13 protein-coding genes are annotated in these 23,313 nt (G+C 66.9%); 7 read left to right on the top strand and 6 right to left on the bottom strand.

What is annotated here, in order from left to right:
* Nucleotides 1-289: transposase (locus VM221_07825; protein ID HUT74727.1), on the top strand; the 289-nt coding region annotated here is incomplete at its 5' end.
* Between the two features lie 478 nt (nucleotides 290-767).
* A complete protein-coding gene (locus tag VM221_07820) occupies nucleotides 768-8,582 on the top strand; it encodes an MG2 domain-containing protein (protein HUT74726.1) in 7,815 nt (2,604 codons plus the stop codon).
* A 395-nt stretch (nucleotides 8,583-8,977) separates the two neighbouring features.
* On the opposite strand, the gene VM221_07815 is transcribed toward VM221_07820, so the two are convergent.
* Nucleotides 8,978-9,277 (bottom strand): HU family DNA-binding protein, encoded by a 300-nt coding sequence (locus VM221_07815; GenBank protein HUT74725.1) that lies wholly within the window; start codon nucleotides 9,275-9,277, stop codon nucleotides 8,978-8,980.
* A 724-nt stretch (nucleotides 9,278-10,001) separates the two neighbouring features.
* On the opposite strand from VM221_07815, the gene VM221_07810 reads away from it, so the two are divergent.
* From VM221_07810 to VM221_07790, 5 genes are all read left to right on the top strand, one after another.
* Nucleotides 10,002-11,342 (top strand): radical SAM protein, encoded by a 1,341-nt coding sequence (locus VM221_07810; protein ID HUT74724.1) that lies wholly within the window; start codon nucleotides 10,002-10,004, stop codon nucleotides 11,340-11,342.
* Nucleotides 11,343-11,397: 55 nt separating this feature from the next.
* The gene (locus VM221_07805; GenBank protein ID HUT74723.1) at nucleotides 11,398-14,139 is read left to right on the top strand and encodes a hypothetical protein; all 2,742 of its coding nucleotides are present in this window, start codon (nucleotides 11,398-11,400) and stop codon (nucleotides 14,137-14,139) included.
* Between the two features lie 366 nt (nucleotides 14,140-14,505).
* Nucleotides 14,506-14,655, top strand: a complete 150-nt coding sequence (locus VM221_07800) for a hypothetical protein (protein ID HUT74722.1) — start codon at nucleotides 14,506-14,508, stop codon at nucleotides 14,653-14,655.
* A 32-nt stretch (nucleotides 14,656-14,687) separates the two neighbouring features.
* Nucleotides 14,688-15,632 carry an SDR family oxidoreductase gene (locus VM221_07795; GenBank protein HUT74721.1) on the top strand — a complete coding sequence of 315 codons (945 nt, stop codon included), beginning with the start codon at nucleotides 14,688-14,690 and terminating at the stop codon, nucleotides 15,630-15,632.
* Nucleotides 15,633-16,266: 634 nt separating this feature from the next.
* Nucleotides 16,267-16,644 carry a DDE-type integrase/transposase/recombinase gene (locus VM221_07790; protein ID HUT74720.1) on the top strand — a complete coding sequence of 126 codons (378 nt, stop codon included), beginning with the start codon at nucleotides 16,267-16,269 and terminating at the stop codon, nucleotides 16,642-16,644.
* A gap of 252 nt (nucleotides 16,645-16,896) precedes the next feature.
* Here VM221_07790 and VM221_07785 read toward each other — a convergent pair whose 3' ends face one another.
* From VM221_07785 to VM221_07765, 5 genes are all read right to left on the bottom strand, one after another.
* Entirely contained in the window at nucleotides 16,897-17,799 is a 903-nt protein-coding gene (locus VM221_07785) for a sugar phosphate isomerase/epimerase (GenBank protein ID HUT74719.1), read from the bottom strand.
* A 122-nt stretch (nucleotides 17,800-17,921) separates the two neighbouring features.
* Nucleotides 17,922-18,935 (bottom strand): C45 family peptidase, encoded by a 1,014-nt coding sequence (locus VM221_07780; GenBank protein HUT74718.1) that lies wholly within the window; start codon nucleotides 18,933-18,935, stop codon nucleotides 17,922-17,924.
* Entirely contained in the window at nucleotides 18,935-20,602 is a 1,668-nt protein-coding gene (locus tag VM221_07775) for a hypothetical protein (protein HUT74717.1), read from the bottom strand. Before VM221_07775 ends, VM221_07780 begins: the two co-directional genes overlap by 1 nt.
* Nucleotides 20,603-20,674: 72 nt before the next feature.
* Nucleotides 20,675-21,577, bottom strand: a complete 903-nt coding sequence (locus VM221_07770) for a polysaccharide deacetylase family protein (protein HUT74716.1) — start codon at nucleotides 21,575-21,577, stop codon at nucleotides 20,675-20,677.
* On the bottom strand, nucleotides 21,574-22,878 hold the full coding sequence (locus tag VM221_07765; GenBank protein ID HUT74715.1) for a DegT/DnrJ/EryC1/StrS family aminotransferase: 1,305 nt from the start codon (nucleotides 22,876-22,878) through the stop codon (nucleotides 21,574-21,576). Before VM221_07765 ends, VM221_07770 begins: the two co-directional genes overlap by 4 nt.
* Nucleotides 22,879-23,313 lie beyond the last annotated feature (435 nt).

Here is a 23,313-nt window from a genome sequence, read left to right as displayed (position 1 = left end):
AGGATGGCTAGGCCCTTCGGGCCGCCATGGCGGCTCCGACTCGTTGGAGCTTAGCCACTGCAATGATTTCGACACCCTGCGCGCCGATGGGTTGTTCAAACTGGCGCTGGGGCGGGCGCCGGTGACGGGCGCCGCGCTGGGTAGCCAACCGACGCTGTCGCGGCTGGAGAATGCGGTAGGAGCCAAGGATCTGGTGCGCATGTCGGCGGCGCTGGTGGAGCTGTTCGTGGAGTGCCGGCGGGCGACGCCGCCGACCCGCATCATCCTGGATGCGGACGCCACCCGCTAATCCGACCCAAGGCAAGCGAAAACAGACGGGAAATCACCGCCTGGTCACCGGGTATGAATAATGCGGGTTAGGAGCCTGGTGGCAAGGCGAGAGCGTTATCGCCGGATGAGGGGGAATGGTCAGAATGCACCGGCAGGGACCCCCAGACCTGTACCCCAGTACCCCCCCTGATTCGTGCCGCTAACGCGGAGGACCGACACCGATAGGCTCAGGGACCGAAGAGAACAAGCCAACCCACGATGGCCCCACAGGCCGGATTCCGGGCGTGGGGGCCCGATGCTGCCGCAGCCTATTCGCCGCAGTGGCGGACGCGCCCTGAGCCCGGCATTGGATCAGCAAGCGGGCGTCCGCCTGGGCGCCGGGGATAATCCGGACGCCATCGGAACAATTCCGCAGGCAGCGGCGTCCTATTGCCAGATGGCGCTGCGCATGCGGCCCCAAGGCGTACCTGCAACTCGGTGGGGATGGGAGGCTCATTATGACCCGACGCGTTAATCCGGCGTGGTTGATCATCCCGATGCTTCTTCTCTGCGCCGCAGCCGCATTTGCCGCGGCGCCCGAAGAGCCGGTTCAGGCCCCGGTCGCGGTGGCGGGCGCCATGCAGGAGAAGCAGTTCGCCAGGGCCATCGCGGCGCTCGACGACGCCCTCCCCAAGGCCACGGGCGAGCAGCGCGAGTACCTTACCTATCTCAAGGGTCTCGCCCAGCACTATGCCGGCGACAACGCCGCGGCGGTCAGCACGCTGGCCCCCTTCCGCGACACCTGGGCAGGGAGCCTGTGGGCCGCCAAGGCGCGATTCCGTATGGCCGCCGCTTACCTGGCTGCCAAGGATTATGCTCACGCCGCCGAGATCTACGAAAAAGACGCCTCCCACCTGGTGTCTCCCCAGCGCCAGGACGCCATCGCCGACCTCTACCTGCGCCTCGCCGACGAACTGCTCCACCCCGAGGACAAAGACACCAAGCCCGACTACCAGAAGGCCCACGACCTCGCCGCCGAGGCGCTCGATCTCGCCCTCAGCCCCGATGGGCGCTCGCGCGTCCTGGCGCAGATGGGCCGCATCTTACAGGCTGGCCAGCAGTGGAATAACGCGGTGCAGGACTACGACCGCTACCTCAAGGAGGCTCCCGGCCCCGAGCGCTTCCGGGTGCGGTTCTGGCGCGGCGAATGCTTGCTGGCCACGGGGAACCAGCAGGGGGCGCACATCATGTGGCAGGACCTGGGCCGCGACCTGCCCGAGGCCGTGAAGTCGGCCCCCGCGGACCGGAAGGCCGACCTGGAGGCCCTTAAGGCCACGGTCGCCTACGCCATGCCCAAGGCCTATGGGATCCCGTCGCCCGGCGACGACCAAGCGCTCAGCCTGGGCGTCGAGGCACTGCGCAGCGCCCTGTCGGAGTTCCCGGCCAACGAGCAGGCGGTGCAAGCCACCTATGACATCGGCGCCGCCTACATGCACCGCAACCGCGACGAGGAAGCGGCGAGGGCCTTCCAGGCATTCCTGGCCGGCGAAGGCTACCAGGCAAAGACCGACAAGGCCAAGGAAGCCCTGCGCACTCTCACCATGCGCGCCACCTATCAACTCGGCCTGATCTATCAACGCCAGAAGAAGTACGACTTCGCCCTCCAGACCTGGCAAACCTACGCCAAGAAGTACCCCGACGGCCCCGACTGGCAGGGCTCCCAACAGGCCAGCATCGGCATTGAGTTCCAGATCGGCAGCGATCTGCTGGCCGAGAAGCGTTACCCCGAAGCCCGCGCCGCCCTCGAGCGCTTCCTAGCGCAGCACCCGCTCGACTCGCGCGCTCCCCAGGCGATGTTCGGCGTCGGCCAGGCGCTGACCGCGGAGAAAAAGTTCACAGAGGCCATCGAGGCCTGGCGCCGGCTGGTCAGCAAGTTCCCCAAGACCGATCCCGCCTCCAATGCCCAGTACGCCATCGCCGAGACCTACGCCGCCAAACTCAAGGACCCCGAGACCGCCCTCAAGGAGTTCGAGAAGTGCACCTGGGGGCCCCAGGTAGGCCCGGCGCGCGAGGCCATCGCGCGCATGCAGGCCAAGCACCTGGAGGTGATCACCGAGCGCGTCTTCCGCACCAACGAGGCGGCCACCATCCACGTCAACGTGCGCAACCTCAAGGCCCTCACCCTGCGCGCCTACCGTCTCGACCTCGCCGCCTACTTCCGCAGCAAGCAGCGCATCACCGGCGTCGAGGCGCTGGACATCAACCTGGTGAACCCCACCAAGTCCTGGGACGTGAACGTCGAGGGCTACGGCGACTACCTGCAGATCGCGCAAGACCTCCCCATGCCCTTCGAAGAGCCAGGCGTGTACGCGGTGACCGTCACCGACGGCGAGAACCTCGAAGCCACCACCCTGCTCATCCGCAGCGACCTCGAGATCATCGTCAAGTCCTCGCGCAGCGAAACCTTCGTCTTCGCGCAGAACATGCGCACTAACGCGGGCTGGCCGGGCGCGGCGGTGCTGGTGAGCGACGGCGGCAAGGTGTTCTTCGAGGGCGAAGCCGGGCCCGACGGCGTGTTCCGCAAGCAACTGGACGAACTGAAGTCGGCCGGCGCTGTCTCGGTGTTCGCGACCTCGGGAGGCCACTGCGCCGGCAACCTGCTCGACCTGGCTGGCCTGCGCCCCAGCGAGGCGCTGGCCGCTAAGGGCTACCTCTACACCGACCGCCCGGCCTATCGGCCCGGGCAGACGGTGCAGGTGCGCGGGATCGTCCGCGAACTCACGGATGGCCGCTACGGTTTCGCGCCGGAGGCGACCTACCAGTTCGAGGTCACCGATGCGCGCGGCCGGGTGCTCCTGAGCCGCCCGGTGACCCTGGGCGAGTTCGGCGCCTTCGCCGAGGCGTTCACTCTCGACGAGCAGGCTCCCGCGGGCGCGTACCGCCTGCGCGTGTACCAGCACGGCAAGTCCAGTTTCACCGGCGAGTTCCGCGTCCACGCCTACTCGCTGCGGCCCGTCAACCTGGAGATCGAAGTGCCGCGCTGGGTGGTCTACCGCGGCGAGCGCATCGACGGGGCGATCGTGGCCACCTATCACTACGGCGAGCCGGTGGCCGGGGCCAAGGTCGAGTACTGGCTTCCCGACGGCCGCCACCTCACCGGCGAGACCGACGCCAAGGGCCGCCTCGCCTTCTCCTTGGACACGCGCGAGTTCAGCGAGGACCAGAGCATCACCCTTAACGCCCGGCTGCCCGAGGAGGACGTGGGCGCTGCGCGCAACCTGTACGTGGCCGTGCTGGGGCTGCGCCTCAGCGTGGCCACGCAGCGCGACGTGTACCTCGCCGGCGAGCAGTTCCACGTGGGCATCACGGCCAAAGACCCCATGGGCAAGCCGGTGGCCACCGACGCGACGCTGCGCGTACTGCGCCGCGTCGAGGCCGAGGGCCGCTGGGGCGAGGTCGAGGCCGAGAAGCACGCCCTCAAGACCGACAAGGGGGGCAACGCCGGCGTCGCGCTGGCGCTCGGGAAGGGCGGCATCCATATTCTGCGCCTCTCCGCGGTTGACCAGTTCGGCCACACCGTGACCACTGACCGCCAGGTGCGCATCTCCGACCAGGACGACCCGACCAAACTGCTCCTGCTCACCGAGCGCGGCGGCTTCGACGTGGGAGAGATGGGCGAGGTCAACCTCTACTCCCGCCTGCCCGAGGCGCTGGCGCTGGTCACCTTTGAGGGCGACGCCATCATCTCGTACCGCCTCATGCCCATCAGGCCCGGCGCCAACCCGGTGAAGATCGCCGTGGGCGAGGAGCACTTCCCCAACTTCGGCCTCTCGGTGGCGGTGATGCAGGGCAACCAGTTCTACACGGCGGTGCGCGCGTTCAGCGTGCGGCAGCACCTGGTCGTGGCGCTCAAGCCCTCCAAGGAGAAGTTCGCGCCCGGCGAGCCCGTCACCGTGGACATCACCGCCGAGGACAGCCTGGGCAAGCCGGTGCGCGCCGAACTCTCGCTGGCGGTGGTGGACCACGCGCTGCTGGCCCAGTTCCCCGATCCCGCGCCTGACCTGGCCGGCTACTTCGCGGCCGGGCGGCGCGAGGCGCGCATGCGCACCGACACCTCCTGCACCTTCACCTACGCCGCCCGCACCATGCCCGCCGTCACCGACGTGCTGGCCGAGCAGGAGCGCCTGGCGCGCCTCGAAGAGGCGAAGCGCAGACGCGACGAGGTGCTGGCCCAGGCCCGCGCCGCCGTGCCGCGCAGCGCGCCCGCCGGGGAAAAGGTTCCCGTATTGGGCGACTTGGCGGTGGCTGGGGCTAGGTTGGCTCTCAAGGGCCCCGCCGGCCCGCCAGGGCCGGCCGGAGCGTACGCGCCTTTGAACGCGCTGGGAGTGGCTCGCGCGCTTCCGGCGGCCAAGCCGCCGCCTCCCGTGTCTCCGCCCCTGCGCGAGCGCTTCCCTGAAACGGCCTACTGGAGCGCCTCGATCATCACCGACGCCGAGGGCAAGGCGCGCGTCACCTTCCCCGCGCCGGACACCATGACCTCGTGGGAACTGGTGGCGCGCGGGATCAACACCGGCACGCTGGCCGGCCAGGCCAGCCGCAGCATCACCGTGGCCAAGGACTTCTTCGTGGAACTGCGCGTGCCGCCCGTCTTCATGGAGGGCGACCAGCCACGTATCACGGCCCGTGTGCACGCCGCCGACGGCCTCAAGGGCGAGGCGGCCCTCACCCTCGAGACGCGCTTCGGCGACAAGGCCGCCGCGCAGACGCGCACCGTCCAGGTAGGCGGGCCCGGCGCCTGGGAAACGGTGTTCGAAGCGGCGACGGTGCCCCTCGCAGAGCAGGCCATGTTCTCGCTCTCGGCGACGCTGGGCGGCGCCTCCGATCGCATCCAGCGCACGGTCCCGATCGCGCCCTGGGGCATCGAGTTCGCCGCCGCCAGGAGCGGTCTGGCCGCGGACGACCGCACGGTCACCCTGGCTCTGCCCACCGGGCGCGAGTACACCGGCCTGGGCCTGCGGATCGTGCTCGGCCCCAGCCTCAACCGCACGCTGGTGGACATCGCCCTCGATGCCGTTTCCATGCCCGGCTGGCGACAGCGCTGCGATACCCGCGCCGACACCGCCAGCGAACTGCTCGGCGTCCTGTCGTGCATGGAGTACGTCAAGCGCACCGCCGGCGGCGGGGCCGCCGATTGGCCGCAATTGCAGTCGCGCGCCGAGGCGCTGCTGGCCGACCTGCTGGTGAGCCAGCGCGAGGACGGCGGCTGGCCCTGGGCCGGCCGCGGCGAGAGCGACCGCTACGCCTCCAGCCGCGCGCTGTGGGCGCTCTCGCTGGCCAAGGAGCGGGGGCTCCCCGTGGGCGCCGAGGCCACCAACCGCGCGGCCGGTTATCTCACCGACCAGTTCGCCAAGGCCGACCTGGCCGACAGCGAGGGCAAAGCGGCGCTCCTGCACGCGCTCTCGCTGGAGAAGAAGGCCGAGTTCGAGTTCGCGCACCGCCTCTACCGGATGCGCGACCAGATGAGCGACGGTGGCCTGGCGTTGCTGGCGCTCACCTTCGTGAACCTGGAGCGCAAGGAGATCGCCGGCGAGGTGCTCGACACGCTCCTGGCCCGCGCGCGCGAGGAGCCCCTGGACGGCGACACCGGGGCGACCTGGCCCGGCAAGGGCAACCAGCCCTGGCTGCAGAGCGATGTCGAGACCACCGCCCTGGCCACGCTGGCCGCCGAACGGGCGCGGCCCGAATCGCCGAAGATCAAGCAGGCCGTGGCGTGGCTCATGAGCAAGCGGCACGGCGCCGGCTGGCAGCCGGCCAAGGCGAAGGGCCCGGTCCTGGCGGCGCTCTGCGGATACTACGCGGGCGCCGAGCACGCCGCCGAGCGCTACCGGCTCGCGGTGAAGGTCAACGGCGCCGAGGTGAAGGCGCTCGAGGTGACCGGCGCCTCGCCGACGGCCGTGATCGAGGTGCCCCGCGGCGCGGTGCGCGCCGGCGAGAACCGCCTCGACTTCCACTTGGAGGGCCGCGGCGAGTATTCCTACGCCGCCGCGCTCACCGGCTTCTCCTCGGAGTTTGGCAAGGGCGACGACCTGCCTTACCGTATCTCGACGCGCCGCTACGAGCCGCCCGCTCCCGAGTACAAGGGCCGCCCCCTCCAGACGGGCTTCAGCGTGGCCCGCGACTACCAGTACTTCTACAACGAGGTGTCGCAACTGCCGGCCGGCAACCTGGCGCGTGTGACGCTGTATCACTACCGGACCGGCAATCCGCCGCGGTCCGCCGTCGAAGACGACTTCCTGGTGATTGAGGACACGCTCCCCGCGGGCGCCACCGTGGTGGAGGGCTCGATCTACGGCGCCTTCCTCCACTTCACCCAGGCCGACGGCCGGCTCATCTTCTACGCCCGGGGAAGCCGCAGCGGCGAGATCCGCTACGACCTCTACGGCTACGCGCCGGGCGAGTACCGCGTGCTGCCCACGGTGATCCGCACCGCCTACGGGTCTGAAGTGGTGGCCATCGGTGCGCCCCTGGGCCTCACCGTGCTGGCCCGCGGCGAGAAGTCCACCGACAAGTACCGCGCCACCCCCGATGAACTCTTCAACTTGGGCAAGGCGCTTTTCGCCGACGGCCGCTACGACGACGCCCAGGCCCCACTGGCGGAACTCTACGAGCAGTGGAAACTCAACGACCAGCCCCTGCGCGAGACCGCCCGGATGCTTCTGGACATCGCGGTCGAGCGGCGCCAACCCAAGGAAGTGGTGAAGTATTTCGAGGTGCTGCGCGAGCGCTACCCGGAGGCGGTGCTGCCCTTCGACAAGATGCTGGGCGTGGCCGGGGCCTACCGCCAGGTCGGCGAGGAGGAGCGCGCCTGCCTGGCCTACCGCGCCATCACCGACGCCTCGTTCCTGCGCGACGCCGCCGTGGCCGGCGTGCTGGAGCAACAGGGGCGGTTCCTCGAATCCATTGACCACATGGTCGCCACCTGGCGCGCCTATCCCGACACCCCGGCCACCGAGTCGGCCTACTACGCCATCTCCCAGGCGCTCTATGAGAAGGCGCTCAAGCCCGACGAACTCCCCAAGTTGCAGAAGGGGCTCACCAAGCAGGACGTGCTGCTGCGCACCATCGGGCTCATCAACCGGTTCCTCACCCTGTACCCGAGGAACCCGATCTGCGATGAGGCCAGTTTCTCGCTGGCCAACGCCTTCCTGGAGTTAGAGGACTACGACTCGGTGGTGAAGTTGGCGCAGCGCTTCGACGCCCTCTACCCCGAGAGCGCCTACCGCGACGACTTCCGCTACATCGAGGCGGTGGGCGAGTTCTGGCTGGGCCACCATCAGCGCGCGCTCGAGGTGGCCCAGCAGGTGGCCGCCTCCAAGACGGTGGACGAGCACGGCGTGGAGCAGGAGAGCAAGAACAAGATCCTGGCGCTCTACATCGCCGCGCAGATCTACCACGCCACGCGCGAGCCGGCGAAGGCGGTCGAGTACTACCGGATGGTCGCCGACCGCTACCCCGAGGCCAAAGAGGCCGCCGACTACTTCGAAAAACAGTCCCTCTCCCTCCCCGAGGTGACCATCGCGGAGCCCGGCGGGAAGGCGGCGGTGACGCTCACCTATCGCAACCTCAAGGAAACCGACGTGCGCGTCTATCGCGTGGACCTCATGAAACTCTACCTCACGCGCCGCAGCCTGGCCGAGGCCGCACGCATTGATCTGGCCGGGGTGAGCCCGCTTCACCAGGCCACCGTAGCCCTCAATCCCGACACCGGCGCCCGCGCGGAAACCAAGACCCTGGAGTTGGCCCTGGGTGAGGAAGGCGCCTACCTGGTGCTGGCCCGCAGCGACGGCATGTACGCCTCCGGGCTGCTGCTGGTGACGCCCCTGGCCGTGGACGCCCAGGAGGACGCGCAGGCCGGGCGAGTGCGGGTGAACGTTCGCGACACCAAGACGGGCGAGTACGCCTCGAAGGTGCACGTCAAGGTGATCGGCTCCGAGAGCGGGCAGTTCGTCTCCGGCGAAACCGACCTGCGCGGTGTGTTCATCGCCGACGCCATCCGGGGCCAGGCCACGGCGATCGTGCGGGGAGAGGGCGACCGCTACGCCTTCTACCGGGGCGAAACCTGGCTGGGGCCGCCGCCCGAAGCCGCCCAGGCGGAGGCGGAGGCGGCCGAGAAGCGAGCGCAGCAGCTGAGCCGGGGCTCCTATCTCGAGAACGTGTCGGCCGTCAACGTCGGGCAGCAGGCGGTACGCTCCCAGGAACTGCGCGACCTCTACCAGCAGGGCAAGGGCTACGTGGGCGCGGCGGGAGGCATCCAGGCGGGATGGGCGCAGTAACGGAAGCCGCCCAGGCAGGGTCTCTTCGGGGATCAGCAGCCCCGCTGCGGTCCGCATGAGGACGAGGGCACGCAAGCGATGGGCGAATCGCCGAGAGGCGCTGGAGACGGAAAGCCCTGGGGCTTGCCAAATCAGGTGGTCGCAGGTTGGAATCGGGTGACGGTCAGTGTGTGCGTGCCAAGCGTGAATGAGGCCGCCTCTACCCGCTCGCGCGCATTCCGAGCAGCGTCGTGTGCAAACGCGGGTGTGCCGCCAGAAACCGACGTCAGTAGCCGTTCAGGCGAACCAGAACCCCGCCTGCCTGCCCCGAGCCGGTCTCATTGGCGGTTGACACCCACATCGAGCCATGTCGGTCGCATCGGGCTGGTACTGACGCTGCTGGCCGTCCTCGAGGGCTACGCGCGCTTGGCTGCCCGGCGCTTGCCCGCAACCTTGGCCTTGAGCGGCTGGGCTGCCCGGAAGGCCGGCACTTTGGCTGCCTTGATCTTCACCTTCTCCTGGGTGCGCGGGTTGATGCCGGTGCGCGCCTTGCGCTCCCGTACCTCGAAGGTACCAAAGCCGATCAGTTGCACTTTCTCGCCCTTGCCCAGAGCGTGAGCGATTGCGTCCAGTGCCGCGTTGACGACCTTCCCCGCCTGCTGGGCTGGAACCCCGGCTGCTTTTGCCGCAGCCGCCAACAACTGTGACTTGGTCATTCTTCGTGCCTCCCAGGTAGTTGTTCGCCATAATGGATGGCGCTTGTATGCTTATTATGCGCGATTGTGAGCGACACCTGCCCGTTTCCCTCAATTCTCATGGTCGTTTCGCTGGAAAGGGGAACGGCGATTTCCGCGTTTCCGAACGGAACGGTCGGCGGGGGGCGAGGCCGGGTGATGATATCCCGCGGACGCACATGCTCTGGGCAAAAGGGAACCCATCCCGCCGCGGCGAAAACCGCTTCAGCTTCGGCCCCTGGTGGCCAGGCGTGAGCACTACCGCAAGCTCGCGCGGACGGAACAAGATGCAAGAGCAGGGACACCGGACCTGTACGTTAATTCACCCCCCGATTTGTCTCAAGATCGCTGAGGACCGACAACCCTACGGCTCACAGGCAAGCCCAGAGGGCTCCCAGACGTGTCTCATTGCTATTTGACACCCACAGGCATGCCCGACGTCGAGCTTGTCTGCGAGGTGTGCGGGCAGACCTTTCTCTAGCCGGCTGCTGAGCAGGCTGCAGACGACCAGGCTGGCTATCCGGCGCCTCGGGCGTGTCCGGCCTGCCAGCGGCAGCGCGACGACGCCAGGGCTGCCAAGCATGCCGCGAAGCGCCCCCGCAGGAGGCGCTTCCGGCGCTAAGGGGACAGTGTCCGGGATCGGTCTGCTTGCGGCTTGGCCGCTTGCCGCCACTGTACGATAGGGAGCGCTGACTGTGAGACGATTGTGAAGAGGAACAGGCCAAGGCTGCTCATCATCGCGCCCGCGTGGTCGCAGGGGTGGTGGGGTGGAGGCAAAGTGCTGGCGCCTCCGCTGGTGCTGCCACTGCTGGCGGGCCTGACGCCGCCGGACGTGGACGTGCGGCTGGTTGACGAGAACGTCGAGGCCGTCAACACGAACGCCGATGTGGATTGGGTGGCGATTACCTGCATGACTGCCTCCGCGCCCCGCGCGTATGTAATCGGCGACGCATTCCGGCAACGAGGCATACCGGTCGTCATGGGCGGCATTCACCCCACGGTGCTGCCCGATGAGGCCGCCGCTCACGCCGACGCGGTTGTCATCGGCGAGGCCGAACCGGTCTGGCGGGAGGTGTTGGCAGATCTGGCAGCCGGTCGTCTCAGGCCTCGCTACAAGCATGATGGTTACGCCGATCTCGCAGGTCTCCCTCTCCCTCGCCGCGAGCTGCTTCAGGTCGAGCGGTACCTTACCACCAATGTCGTTCAAACCGGGCGCGGGTGCCCGAATGCGTGTTCCTTCTGCACGGTGAGCACGGTATCGGGCAGGCGTTACCGCTTCCGACCCGTTGGCGAAGTGGTTGAGGAGGTCAACTCGCTCGGGGGATGGGTCGGGTTCGTTGACGATAACATCGCCGGCTACCCACACCGGGCGAAGGAGCTGTTCGAGGCGCTGATCCCGCTTCGTACCCGCTGGATCGGCCAGGCCGATCTGACCATGGCGAAGGACCCGGAGCTCCTCTCCCTCGCCGCTCGCAGTGGTTGCCAGGCCATGTTCGTCGGTCTGGAATCGCTCTCCCAGGAGAACCTGCGAGCCACCGGCAAGGCACCGAACCTGGGGACGGATATGGGCGCGGCCATTCGGACGATCCACAAGGCGGGCATTGAGATCATCGGGTCGTTCGTCCTGGGGTTGGACGGAGATGACGGCGGCGTCTTCGCGAGGACGGTGGCGTTCGCGGAGCAGCACAAGCTGGTCGCCGCCCAGTTCGCTGTGCTCACTCCCTTCCCGGGCACGGCGATTCGTCAGCAGCTCGAGCGCGAGGGGCGGATCTTGGATCACGACTGGTCACACTACACCATGAGCAACGTGGTGTTTCGTCCCCAGCACATGACAGACCTCGAACTGCGGCAGGGACAGCGGTACGCCTACGGGCGTTTCTATTCGATACCGTCGATCCTTAAGCGCAGCTTCACCATACGCAGGAAGCTCCTCTGCCGTCTCCTTGTCAACTTCAGCTACCGCGGCATCCACCGCGGCAAGGGTATGCACGACCGCCTGCCCGCGCAGCGTCTCCCGAAGCCGTTGCGTGCGAGCGGCGCGCCGTAGGCCTTCCCCGCCGACGGCCCCGGCGGCGCCGGCGGCGCCTCGTCAGGAGGCTTGCATGAGCTTCACCTTCGAGACGGCGCACGCTCGCTTCGAGATCGGCTCGGGCGGGCAGACGCTCCACCTGCTGGACAAGCGAACCGGCGCCGACTACTGCCGGCGCGAGCCTGCGCCGGCGTTCGCATCGGTGAAAAAGGCGGGCCGGGAGTACCCGGCGTCGGCGGCGTCCTATCGGCAGGGAAAGATCACGCTCGAGTTCGGCGCGGCCGGGGTGAGGGCGGTGCTGCAAGTGGCAGCCAAGCAGGACCACCTCACGCTTGAGGTGCTGTCAGTCACCGGCGAGCAGGTCGAGGAGTTGGTGTTCACCGACATCCCGCTCACGCTGAAAGGCAGCCTGGAGGAGCCGTTCGCCTGCTGCGCCCTGGCGCTCAACCTGAAGACCAACGTGCGCGCCCTGCCCGGACCGCAGGACCGGCTGCAGGCAGCGTGCTCCGCGAGGTTCGGCCTGGTGGGCGCGCAGGCGGCGCTCATCGCCTGCCCGCCGGGCGAGCTGCGGCGCGCGCTGCAGGAGGTGCTAAGCGCGGCCCCCGACTTGCCGCACTCGCCCATTGGGGGACCCTGGGCCCTGGGGCAGAAGATCAACGAGGGCTCGTATCTGTTCAACTTCGGCAACCTCACCGAGCAGACCGTGGATGCGTGGATCGAGCTGGCACACTCCATCGGGTTCAACCAGATAGACTTCCACGGCGGCGGCTCCTTCCGGTTCGGCGACTGCCGCCCCAACCCCGAGTGGTACCCGCGCGGCTTCGCCAGCATGAAAGCCGTCACCGACAGGCTGCACGCGGCCGGGATCAAGGCCGGGCTGCACACCTACGCTTTCTTCATCGCCAAGGACTGCCCGTGGGTGACACCGCTGCCCGACCCGCGACTGGCCAAGGACGCGACGTTCACGCTGGCGGCGCCGTTGAGCGCGGAGGAAACCACGGTCCCGGTGGTGGAGTCAACAGAGAAGGTGTCGGCCGTCACGGGCTTCCAGGTACGCAACAGCGCGACCGTGCAGATTGACGACGAACTCATCGTGTACGGCGCGGTCTCGAAGGCCCCGCCCTACGCTTTCACCGGCTGCCAGCGGGGCGCCTACGGCACGCACGCGGCGGCGCACGCGCAGGGGGCGCGCGTGGGGCACCTCAAGGAATGTTTCGGGCTGTTCGTCCCCGATCCGGATTCCACGCTGTTCAGCGAGGTGGCCCAGAAGACGGCGCAGGCCTTCAACCAAGGCGGCTTCGACATGATCTACCTCGACGCGCTGGACGGCGAAGGCATCCTCGGCGGGCGCGAGAACTCCTGGCACTACGGCTCCCGGTTCGTGTTCGAGATCTGGAAGCACCTGGAGCGCCCCGCGCTCATGGAGATGAGCACATTCCACCATCACCTGTGGTATGTGCGCTCGCGCATGGGCGCCTGGGACCATCCCACGCGCAGCTATAAGCGCTTCATAGACATCCACTGCGGCGCGAACGAAGCGAACCGCAAGCTGTTCCTGCCGGGGCAACTGGGGTGGTGGGCGCTGCTGACCTGGAGCGGCGCGGACCGCGAGCCCACCTTCTCCGATGACATCGAGTACCTGTGCTGCAAGGCTCTGGGCACCGACACCGGACTCTCGGTGATGGGCATCTACCCCGAAAACGTGGAACAGGTCCCCGCGCTCGGCAGGCTGGCCGCGATCATGAAGCAGTACGAGGACCTGCGCCACGCGCACTGCTTCCCCGAGTCCATCAAGGCGAAGCTGCGGGTGCCCGGCGATGAGTACACGCTGGTCAACGAGGAGGGGAGGTGGCGGTTGCGCCCGGCCGAGTATGCGCGGCACAAGGTGGAGGGGATCAACGGCTGGAGCAACGTGTGGCGCGTCGGCAACAAGTTCGGGCCGCAGCCCGTGCAGCTGCGCATCGAGGCGCTGCTGGCCGCGGGCCCTTACGACGCGGCGGGCAATGTGACGCTGGCCGACTTCGCCAGCCCCGGCGAGTTCGCCGACCGCGGTGCCCAGTCCGGCGTCACCGCCGACCTGCAGTCCTCGACTGAGCAGGTCAAGGAAAGCGCCGCGAGCGGCTGCTTCACCGCGACCAGCGACCGCGGTAATCGCAGGTCGTCGTGGGTCAAGATGGTTCGGGAGTTCGCGACGCCGCTCGACCTCAGCCAGAACCGGGCACTGGGCGTGTGGGTGTACGGCGACGGTAATGGCGAGGTGCTCAACCTGCAATTGAGGAGCCCCGAGTACGTGGCGTATGGCATCCACGATCACTACATCACCGTGGAGTTCACCGGCTGGCGCTACTTCGAGTTGATCGAGCCGGAGGGGGAACGCTACCAGGACTACTCCTGGCCGTACGGCGGCGCCTTCGCGATGTACAGCAACAACGTGGACTACGCCAAGCTGGCGTCGCTGGGCCTGTGGTGCAACAACCTGCCGCCCGGCAAGCGCGTCGCGTGCTACCTGGGCCCGGTGAAGGGCCTGCCCCTGGTGGAGACGACGCTGCACCACCCGGCGGTGAGCATCGGCGGCAAGACGATTACCTTCCCCGTTGACATCAAGACCGGGAGCTACCTGGAGTTCCGCTCGATGTCGGACTGCAAGCTCTACGACCCCGCCGGAGGGCTCATCTGCGAGGTGCAGCCCCAGGGCGAGGCGCCCGAACTCGCGGCAGGGGAGAACCAGGTGGAGTTCGCGTGCGATGCGCCGCGGGGCGTGAGTGCCCGGGCCTACGTGACCGTGATCAGCCTGGGCGAGCCGCTGCGCGAGTGAGCGGAAGCGGGGACGGGGCTCCGCCCTCCGCTGTCGCACCACGCGCTCAGTCACGGCGCCGGTTACGCGCGGGGAATCCGCGTCTTATCCATTGTTGCCGTCTATCTTGGCAGGCTTGCGGGTTGAGACGCGGGAACCTCCAGACGACCCTGAACCAGCCGGGGTGCATGGTCGGGTTGGACGTGCGCGCCGTTGACAAGCGCGGTGTTCTTTCCGGCCCAGGCTTTCATCCAGGTATTGGCGCTCCGTGTGCTTGTCAACCGCCCGTGAGACCGCTCTCACGGGCTTCTGAGCTTGCCATCGAGCGCCGGTTGTTCCCCGATACTCGAACCACAGCCTACCGGCTGGCCGCCCAGTGGGAGGCCGGTGTCACGGGTTGCTGATAGGGACACCCAGCGCCGCTACCACGAGGCGCTGAAAAACGTCACTCCGGATGATGTCCATTTTGGCCGCAGGGAAGCGATCCTGGCGCGGCGAATGCTGCTTCGGATTCGCACCCTGGTGGCCCAGGCGTGAGCACTATCGCAAGCTCGCGCGGACGCAACAGGATGCGGGAGAAGGGACACCGGACCTGCACCTTGATTCACCCCCGGGAAAGTCCCACTGACGCGGAAGACGCACATCTCTATTTCAGGAAGGCGGATGCTTATATGGATCTACAGGGGAAAACAGCCATCATTACCGGATCGAGTGCTGGGGTCGGACGCGCGATAGCTGTAGAGTATGCCAGGCAAGGAGCCAATGTAGTCTGCTGCGCTCGGCGGGAGGACCGACTTCGAGAGACCGTGGGGCTAGTCGAAAGAGAAGGTGGGCATGCGCTCGCGGTCAGGGCGGACGTGACCAAGAAGGATGAAGTGGAGAACGTTGCCAGGGCGGCGCTGGAGCGCTTCGGCCAGATCGATGTGCTGTACAATAACGCAGCCACATTCATGGCCATAGGGGCGCTCTGGGAAGTGGACGAAGATGTCTGGTGGCAGGACATGACAAACAACGTCCTGGGCCCCATGCTCTGCTGCCGGGCTGTCCTGCCGCACATGATGGGGCGCAACACAGGGTTGATAATAAACATGGACGGCGGAGGCTCGTCGGCGCCTTTCCCAGGCGCCACTGGATATGGCTGCTCGAAGGCAGCGCTGATGCGGCTTACCGACACCCTGGCTCGGGAGCTGGAGCATGATGGCTACAACATCTACGTAGTGGGAATGGGGCCAGGCTCCGTGTACACGGAAATCTGGGAGCCTCAGCTAAACACCCCCGGCGGCAAGAAGTGGATCGGCGAACTCCGGCGCATAGTGGATGAGAAGCTATACGGGCAGCCTGAGGACTGTGCTCGGGCTTCGGTCGAGCTGATTCGAGTGATTTGTCCTGAGATAAACGGGTGTGTGTTCGGAGTGGAGACTGATTTCCAGGAGATTGCCAAGCGAGCGAAGGAGATACGCGAACGAGATCTCTATCAGATCAGGACGAAGCCAGACCCCATCCATTCGAGTTGAATGGCAGGGTTCTGTCAGAACTCGGAGCAAGCGTACCTGTCCCTATCTCGATTGCACCTTTCACAGTCCGCGCAAGGCCGCGCCGCACGGTGGGCCGCCGCTCGCTGCGCCTCTTCAGGTAGTCGTTCCGCCACCGCGAGGAACAAAGCCTCGCACACGGGATAGGACTACGACCGTCGCCAGCCAGACAGCTGACGCTACGAAGACCATCGTGATCATCTTCGCATCCGCCGGCGGCGCGGACATCAGAAACGTCGTCATCGCAGCATCCGCAGCCGATGGTGCCGGTGATACAGACGCCCGTGAAACGAACAGACCGCCTACGCCTCCACTAAGGACGCCAACTGCGATCAGCGTCGCGCCGAGGAGCCAGCCGGCCGCCCCGACGATGAGCGGCCCGACGCGCCGACGCCGCTCCCAGCGCCGCGCCCGACGGTCGGAGATTGCCCCGGCGGCTTCCCTCATCGACCGCGCCAATCCGTCGTCGTCAACCGCAACAGGCGGGGCGACTAGGCCCGATATGGTGATTAGCGCGGCGCACTGCCGGCATGCCTCAGCGTGACGTCGGAGTCTCTCGTCCAAACCCGATTCCGATGCCACCGCCGCTTGCAGGCGAGAGCATTCATCTCGGGGCATAGCCCACCTCCTCCAGCAAATCCGGACACCGCGGGTAGACCACTACTCCCGGATGGTTACCACGACTTGCCCGCTCGAAGGTCCCAACGCTAGCCGGGTCACAACTGCGCTGGAATCGGTCTTTGCCCGCCACGGCGCGCCGAAGTACATTATTACCGACCAGGAGGCGGTGTTCACCTGTGGCGCTTTCGCGGAGTTAGCCGACCGCTGGGAGGTGACGCAACGCTTTGGGGCTGTCGGCCAGCACGGCTCCATCGCGGTTACCGAGCGTGCGAACCTCACCCTGAAGCAGGAATGGCTGAGACGGGTGCCCGTCATCCGCGGCTTGGATCATCTGAAGATTCTACTCGGTGACTTCGGAGTCCACTATCCCTAGGCCCTTCGGGCCGGGATGGCGGCCAAAGGCCTAGCCACAACCGGTATCGCGGGCACATGACGCTGGACGGCGCGACGCCGGAGATCGTCCACTGTGGCGACCACTGGCACAGGCCTGCACTTTCCGCCAAGCATGTGTCGGGTAGCATCGAGTGCCGGTTTTCCCGGGTACTCGAACCACGGCATATAGGTTGGCAGCATGATCCCAGGCCGGCTTCACGGCTCCTTGACAAGGATAACTGGGAGCGGCAGGTCACAGGCGGTCGCGCACGGACTTGAGGTAAGGCGCCGCCTGCTCGACCAATCGGTGCACGTCATCAATCGTGGGAAGCCTATGGCCGACGTGGAACGGCGTACAGACTTCGAAGGCGAAGTATCCTTCGTAGCCGAACTCCTTGCACGCCTTCATGAAGGGCTCGATCTCGACCACCCCCTGCCCCAGCGGGCACTGTATCAGGCGCTCTATCTTGCGCACCGCCAGCCCCGGCACCGCCATGTACTCGACCAGGGGTGACGCCCATCGGAAATCCACGATATGAGCGTGCACGATGCGCTTGCCGATGCGCTTGGCCCACTCGTAGGCGGGTTCCCCGCGGATAGCCAAGAGCGGCGGATCAACGCAGACCATCACCTCGTCGGATCCCACGTGGGAGAGCATGTCGAGCAAGGCGTCGGCGTTCTGTGCCGCCCCGGTGTGCACTTCCAGCGCGATCCGCACCCCGAAGCGCTCGGCGACCGGCAGCAGTTCCTTGATATGCTGGACACACCACTGCCACTGGTCGGTGATGGGAGCCCCTTCGTGAATCTTCTCTCCCCCCGCGTAGACGCGCACGTAAGGGCTCCCCAGGTCGCGGGCGAGGCGCATCGTCTCGCGCGCGAAGACCATCTCCTTCTCCCGGTCAACGGCGCTGGGCTTGGAGAGGTCAATGTAGCCCGCGACAAACGGCAGAGCGACGCCACGCTTGGCGGCGTGGTCTCGGATGCGCTTCGCACGCTCCGCATCCACGTCGAACGGCGAAGCGACGGGCCGCTTGGCCATGACCTCCACGCCCTCGTACCCGTAGTGGGCGGCCTTGTCTATGATCTGCTCGATGGTCAGCGGCCCGCCGTCATAGAAGAAGCCCGCGTAGGTGATGCTGTGTAATCCGACCTTCAACTTGCGCTGCCTCCTTGGCACGAATCATGGGCTGGGGTGCGACGGGTGCGTCGCTGTTGCGCGCGACCGACGAGCGCGCTTGCCAACGCGTCGCTCCGCGCCGGGAGCGGGTTGCGCCACCGTCACAGCCTAAACTCTTCGAACGGCGTCTCGCACGGTCTGCCATACGCGAAGTAGAGTGCGCGCGTGCGCGGGACCACCACGTATGCGACGGTAGTCCACATTTCCTGCTGGCCGTGCTGGCATATAGCGCCGGGGTCGGTGTGATCGGCGAGGAGACGTTGAAGCCGCTCGACCGTTTGCTCGCCGCCGGCCGTCAGCCGGCGCAGGTTCTCGAAGCGCCTCTCGCTGTTGAGCTTGGACGCAAGTTCCGGCGTATCGGTGCCAACGAGCCCCGGGGTGCAGAAGTGATTCGTTGCGAACAAGACGCCCCGTTCGTCCGGCTGCCGCACCTCGCAGCCGTCGGGCGCCTTCTCCACCACCGCCAGGCTTCCCGAGGCATCCGCCAGCGTGATGTTGAGGCTGGCGTGCATCATCGCCGTCTCGCGGAGAAGCCGCGTCGCTTCCTCCACGTCGGCCGCCATATCGCCGGCAAGCCGCAGCATCACATTGGATGGAATCCCTTCCTCGTTGCGCAGCCGCGTGGCGACGCTGGCCCCGCCGAATGCCAGGCCCGACCCGTTGACGAAGCAGTTCGCCCACACCGTTCCCGGCCAGGTCACCCACAGCAGAGGCTGTCCGTCGCCGTGGTCACGTCGAAAGACCACGTGGTAGTGTTGCAGATTTCGACCGATGTCATTGGTCTTGCCGATGGCGGGCCCGTCCGGGGTGGACTGAAAGGCGATATTGGTGCAGTAAGCGTTGACCGCACCGATGTCGGCGATGCAGTTGTAGGCGAGGATATCCCGGTAGGGGATCTGCGCGCCCTCGGCGATGCCGCGCATCTCCTCCAGCATCTGGGGGCACAGCCGCTGCATGTTGTCCTCCAGCAGATCCAGGTATCGGCCCACGCGCTCCCGATCCCACTTCTCGGGATGCATGACATCGGCCAGTATGCGCCGGATCGGCTCGCCCATCGCGGCGCCATGCTGCCGCCCCTGTTGCTGGCACGTTCCCGAGAGCACAAGCGGTTCCATCAAGCGACCTCCAGTCTCGCCGTGCCGCCCGATCCCAAGTCCAGAATGACCCTGCTCGTCTCGACCCCGGCGCACGCTCCGGCCTCCGTGGGGCAGGCGGCGCCGTCGAGTCTTGCCGCGGCCGCGCCTCGCGGCCACTCGATGGTCAGGCCGGCGACGGCTTCGGCTGCGCTCACCTTCCACGCGTCTGCGCGCTTCTCGATTCGGACGCCGCGGCGAAGGTCATTGAACGCGGCCCACTCGTCGGCGCTCAGGGCCGGTATGCGCTTGTCTTGCAGCAGGCGCAGGGTCGCCTCGTACCAGGGCAAGGTGACGGCGTTCGGCTGCATGAGGTAAACCGGGTGGAAGCAAGGCAGGTAGAGTCCATGCCACTTGCCGGACAGTTCGGCCAGCAGATGCTGGGTGAGGTCAATCGCCTGGTCCACGGAGAGCGGAGGAAACGCGGTCTTGTCTTGCAGCATACAGTCATCCATGGTCACCGCGGAGTGCTGGTAGATGCTGAGCAGCCTTCCGTCGCGGCGACACATTTTCATCGTGCGCGCGGAGCCGTTGACAAACCCCCACTGGGCCTGGCGAGCCGGAAAAACGTTCAGGTCCAGGCGAACGCCGATATGGTCGAGCGCCTCCTGGGTCTCGGTCCACCCGGCGATGATACCCGAATGGTGGCGCGTGCTGGTGGGAAGGTACCCGTAGCGCTGCTGGAAGCCGCGATACTCGGCGGCCAGATGGCAGCGCATTTGTTCGGTGGTGGGCCTCGGGCCGCACCATGAGTGTAGGCCGACGCTGTGCCCTCGCTGCACCAAGTCTGCGACTTCGCCTGGAGGAAGAGACGCGAAGTCTTGGGTCATCAGGTAGAGACTGTATGGCGCATGGCGCTGCTGGGCGAGATCGAAGGCCAGATGGAGCCCTTCCGCGGCGCATCCATCGCTATCGCCACTCATCAGCGCTGCGGCCGGCTGGCCGGACGGGAATCGCCAAACCCGCGGCACCGGCGCCGTCTTCTCCGTCAGCCACCAGATGAGCGCGACGAAGAGATCAAGCTGATGGTCTGCCTGCGGGCTGGCCTTTAGCCGCGGATCGAGAAAGTTCACGAACAAGTCGGCGGCTTTGAACATCTCGTCCCCATCCGGATCGGGGTTGGTGCCGTCGCTGGCCTGATCCGCGCGCCCCTGGCGGAACAGCAGGGTGGACTGGGCGAGGTCAAAGGTGAAAGCAGCCCGGCGCGCTCCGTCGTCCAGCCGCACAATGGCGGGGTGCGCGCTGGGCGGATCGTCAAGATCGAACTGAAGCCATGCCAGCACCTCAGCGCCGGCGGCTTGCACCAAGTCCGCCGCACCGTGGTACTGAAGCACCGTTTCGTCGCGGCAGCGAAGGTACCGGTCGGACCAAGCCAGGGGGCGTCCAGGCTTGCTGCGCAGTCCGAACAGGGGCAGTAGCTCCGGTGGCGGCCGAAGCGCCAGCAGATTCTTTCCCGCCGCCGCCCATTCGCCGACCAGGGGCGGCGTGTCCGTCAGGCTGGGCGCGATGAGCAGATCACCGTCAAAGCGATCCTCGACCCAGCTATAGGTGAACCCCTCGGCGTCGAGGATCTCGCCCACGTAGCGGGAGAAGGGATTCCGGCATAGCCCGCTGACCAAGCCGATCGCGGCGTTATCGCCTGTCGCCATGTGGCACCTTGTCACGCGTGGTCCGCGCGCAGCATCAGTCCCCGGCCCGGATGGTGCCGGCGGGGTCTCTCTTCACTCCCCCGACGCGCGGGTGGCGATGCGGTGAATGCCCCCGATGGTGGTTTTCTCCAGGGGGATCTGGCGCCGCTCGCCTTCCTGTTCCAGCGCGTTCATCACGCGAACCAGCCGCTTCGTCATCTCGTCCTGGGGATCGGAGTACTCTCGTGTGTTGTGCGTGAAGGCAACGCAGGCGAGCAAGGCCTCGGCCTCCGGCCGGTTTCCGTCAGAGGTCGAGGAAATCTGCCAATCGAGGTGGGCGGCGATGATCTGCGGATTATGTTCCCACTGCCCGCCTTCAACCCGCAGTTCCCACGGAACCCCCGGCGCGGTTTCGTGCCGGGCGGTGGGATGGGTAGTGATCGGCACCTCGAGCAGCGGCAGGTCCCCTTCCAGTAGCCGATTGCCAGCGTGCGTCCAGTGAGGATAGGGCAGCGCCCCGGCCCACACCGCTCGAACGCCCACCAGGGTGCGCTCCGGGCTGGAGGTGCTGGCATGGGTGAACCCGAGCTCGCTGAGAAGCGGGAAGGTCTGATCGTTGGCGGAGAAGTTGCCGGCGCGAAAGGCTTGCGGCTCCCGCCCCAACGCCTCCGCCCACGCGGCGCTTGCCTGGGACAAAGCGCGATGCTGCTCTTCCGGCGCCAGACCCCCGAGGTGGTCTCGCCACCCCTGATCGAGGGTGTGCAGGTGAAGGCCCAGCTCGAACCCGCGGGCCTCCAGCGCGAGGAAGAGCCTGGCGTGCCGCGCCGCGGTCTGGGGAATGGCGAAGAACGTCGCGCGAAAGCCGCGCCGCTCCAGCACGTCTGCAAAGCCAACGATGGCGCGCTCGCTCACCCCCCAGTCGCGCGGCCCACCCGCCGCCGAGTCCTCGTTCAACTGCTCGCAGTCCATGGTGAAGCCAACGCAGATTCGGCTCATCGCCCCACCCGGTCCGGCACGAGGTTGCGACCGACCTTGGCGACGGCCTCGATGCACTGGTCGAGCAACGGCCGGTCGCATGGCAAGGGAAACGCCGGCAGGCCGATCGTCCGTCTCGAGATCGCCTCGGCTTCCGGGCAATCCCCCCTGCGATACTCGACGCGCCGGTGGCTGTGGGCGCAATCGAAGGGACAGCCCTGCGCCCACATGTTCCGCTCCTCGTACAGCGGGTTCCAGTAGACCGGCGCGTATCCGGCCCTCCCTCGCGTGGCCGGCAGCCCCTCGGCGCTGAGCGCATCCGCGAACTCCTCCCGGGTGACACCGCCCATCCGGTCTGCGTGATACTGGCAGATGTAGCTGAGCCAGGTCCTGCGCGTCTCCGGCGCTTCGGCAGGCGGCTCGAATCCCTCGCAGACGCCCGTGAGGCCCTCGCTCAGATACTCGAGGTTGCGTCGGCGCGCTGCGTTCGCTTCGTCGAGCTTCCTCAGCTGAACGCGCGCCAGCGCGGCTGCCCAGGGGTGTATACGATACTTGTATCCGAAGCATGTGGGAGCATTCTCGCCCCCCGGACAGTACTTGCGGTAGCGCTCGGAGCGCAGCCTGGGAATCCGCTCGTAGTGGCCAAGCACGACCGCCCGCTCGAAGTACTCCTCGTTGTCCGTGATCAGTACGCCCCCTTCAACCGCCATCATTAACTTGCTGGCTTGCAAGCTGAAGCACCCGATATCGCCGATGGTTCCGACCCTCTTGCCTCTGTAAAGCGCGCCGTGCGCATGGGAGCAGTCCTCGATCACGGGCAGCCCGTGCTTGCGCGCGACGGCCATGATCTCATCCATCGGCGCCACGGCGCCGTAGGGGTGCAGGACATTGATCGCCTTGGTGTAAGGGGAGATCTTGCGCTCGATATCCTCCGGCAGAATGCAGCCGTTCACGGGATCCACGTCACAGAACACCGGTATGGCATGTAGAGCTAGGACTTGTGACACTGACAGATGCCAGGTATACGCTGGACAGAGGACCTCGTCACCGGGCTCCACCCCGACCGCGAAATAGGCCGAATGGAGAGTCGAGGTGCCGTTGTTCTGCGCCAGCGCAAAGTTCGCGTCGTGGTAGTGGGCAAAGTCGCGCTCAAACTCAGCGATGGGCGCGTACACATCGTCGCGGTTCATCGCTTCGTCCACTGCGGCGCGTTCTTCGTCGCCGATGTTCGGCCACCGGTTGGCGGCAGCCAATTCGGCGGCCATCGTCACCGTCTGGGGTCCGCCGTGAATAGCGAGCTTCGTCCTTCTTAGGCTTGGCATGCTTGTCTCCCGTTCCGCCCGAGCATCGTCTGGCGGATTGAGCCTGGCGCGAATCAGCCTCGCTCTCTGGCCATCGCCAACACCCGGCGGGGCTGCTGCTGTGCTGCTCCACGCCTTTTCGACTATGGCTTCGGGGGGGCAATCGTCAGAGTTCGCGCCGGCGTCTTGATTTCTCCACAGTTGCGCCGTGTCCTGCTTGCCCTTCTTTCATGCACGCTGAGACGCGCTGCGGCAGCCAGACCGTTTCCTACCCGGCACGCCCGCCCCGCGTCCGCGATCACCCAGACAGTCGCGCCTAGCCCGCATTATTCACACCCGGTGACCAGGCGGTGGTTTTCGGTCTGTTTTCGCTTGCCTTGGGTTGAATTGGCGGGTCGCGATGGGGAATGGCCTCCCCGGACGGTTTCTCGCCGCCCGGATCGTCGGTCGCTGCCT

The sequence above is a fragment of the Armatimonadota bacterium genome (assembly GCA_035527535.1).
In the GTDB taxonomy this organism is placed as follows: Bacteria; Armatimonadota; Hebobacteria.
The sequence above is the reverse complement of the archived record's forward strand: the minus strand, read 5'-3'. Positions and strand labels throughout refer to the sequence as shown.

Coding starts and splice junctions, on each gene's coding strand:
- VM221_07820 (HUT74726.1), top strand. CDS start 768: ATGACCCGACGCGTTAATCCGGCGTGGTTGATCATCCCGATGCTTCTT.
- VM221_07805 (HUT74723.1), top strand. CDS start 11,398: ATGAGCTTCACCTTCGAGACGGCGCACGCTCGCTTCGAGATCGGCTCG.
- VM221_07780 (HUT74718.1), bottom strand. CDS start 18,935: ATGGAACCGCTTGTGCTCTCGGGAACGTGCCAGCAACAGGGGCGGCAG.
- VM221_07775 (HUT74717.1), bottom strand. CDS start 20,602: ATGGCGACAGGCGATAACGCCGCGATCGGCTTGGTCAGCGGGCTATGC.
- VM221_07815 (HUT74725.1), bottom strand. CDS start 9,277: ATGACCAAGTCACAGTTGTTGGCGGCTGCGGCAAAAGCAGCCGGGGTT.
- VM221_07765 (HUT74715.1), bottom strand. CDS start 22,878: ATGCCAAGCCTAAGAAGGACGAAGCTCGCTATTCACGGCGGACCCCAG.
- VM221_07795 (HUT74721.1), top strand. CDS start 14,688: ATGCGGGAGAAGGGACACCGGACCTGCACCTTGATTCACCCCCGGGAA.
- VM221_07770 (HUT74716.1), bottom strand. CDS start 21,577: ATGAGCCGAATCTGCGTTGGCTTCACCATGGACTGCGAGCAGTTGAAC.